This window comes from Pseudovibrio sp. Ad46 (genome assembly GCF_001623065.1).
Taxonomy (GTDB): Bacteria; Pseudomonadota; Alphaproteobacteria; order Rhizobiales; family Stappiaceae; genus Pseudovibrio.
This window is the reverse complement of record NZ_LMCG01000056.1, coordinates 1-805: the sequence shown is the minus strand read 5'-3', so window position 1 is coordinate 805 and position 805 is coordinate 1. Positions and strand designations below refer to the sequence as shown.

Here is an 805-nt window from a genome sequence, read left to right as displayed (position 1 = left end):
TATCGGCACGCGGGCCGTGGCCTTGATGGTAATACGCACGTACCTACAGTCTAATTACCGGACAGGTTACTTAGAACCATTATGGCCCTCTGACTTTGAGTGCGTTCTTTCTTCCGTTCCATGCTTATGCTCTGTCGCGAACTTTAAGGAGGTTCTGGTTAGATCGCCTCCATATCAGCTGTATGGTTGTCAAACTCCGTGCAATTATACAATACGCTCCAGGCGATCCTTGCCAGCTTATTGGCCAGGGCGACGGCCAGTTTATTCTTATGCATTCGCTTGGATGCCCGTTCCAGCCAGTCTCCGAAGCTCAAGTTCTGCCAAAGTTTCGGTCGCATCATCAAAACGTGTGCCGCTTGCACCAACAACATGCGTAAATAGCGATTTCCGGTTTTCGATATTTTGCCGAGGATGGGCTTGTCTCCTGTGCTGTACTGCCGGGGGACCAGGCCCAACCAAGCGCCAAGGTCTCGTCCGCGTTCAAAAGCAGATCCGTTACCGATGGCGGCCACCAGCGCGGTGGAGATGATGGGTCCGATGCCGGGGATACTCATCAGCAGTTGGCAGCCAACGTCATATTTGCTGATCTGTTCGATCTCGGTACTGGTCGCATCGATGCGTTCGTCTAGCCACAGCCAGTCTTCATAAAGGCCGATCAGGATGTCGTGCATGCGCGAAGAAATCTCATTGGCGCGATTGTCGAGAATGGCGAACAGAGAGTTTCTCAAACTGCTACTACCTGTGCGCACCGCAATTCCTTGCTCTAACAGGAAGGCCCGGATCTGGTTGATGGTGGCGGTACGAC

At 52.9% G+C, this 805-nt stretch carries 1 protein-coding gene; it reads right to left on the bottom strand.

Going from position 1 to position 805, the window contains the following annotated elements:
* Positions 1 to 158: 158 nt before the first annotated feature.
* The coding region (locus tag PsAD46_RS17130; protein WP_153040773.1) for an IS110 family transposase at positions 159 to 805 on the bottom strand (647 nt) is incomplete at its 5' end.